1 protein-coding gene is annotated in these 481 nt (G+C 35.3%); it reads right to left on the reverse strand.

Annotated features, from left to right (window positions below; translation table 11 throughout):
• Positions 1–481: polymorphic toxin-type HINT domain-containing protein (locus tag WS40_RS11735; RefSeq protein ID WP_325208550.1), on the reverse strand; the 481-nt coding region annotated here is incomplete at both ends.

Raw genomic sequence — 481 nt, forward strand, 5'->3', positions numbered from 1 at the left:
AGTTATCCGGGAAAATAGTGCTTGTTTTAATTTTGGATACATTTCCATCTGGAAACTCTGTTATGAATTTAATTTTTTTAGTTCCATCTGGGAATGTTTGTTGTACTTCTACTGAATATTTAGGATTAGCATCATTTATTTGGGGTGAATGTCCACCCTTAATTCTGTTGGAAGAACCTACACGTTCACCTTCAAGTATTTTATTTTCCATATCGGGTGTAACAACTGTGGAGTAATCTGCATTATGAACCAAAATCCCGTTCTTACCAACATAGTAAGTATGAAAATCCTCCACTTGAAAATTATACACCGTTGTAGGTTCGTCTGTCAACTCGACAGCAAAATTTTCAACTAAAAGAACATTTCCGTTTACATCAAGAAGTTCATCACCAACTATTAGTTCTCCTGCTTTGATAAAGCCTTGATTTTTTACATAGAACGGGTGGTCAACAGTTGTAACGATTTCTTCACCGTTCACAGT

The organism is Ruminococcus sp. N15.MGS-57 (genome assembly GCF_000980385.1).
GTDB lineage: Bacteria > Bacillota > Clostridia > Oscillospirales > Ruminococcaceae > Hominimerdicola > Hominimerdicola aceti.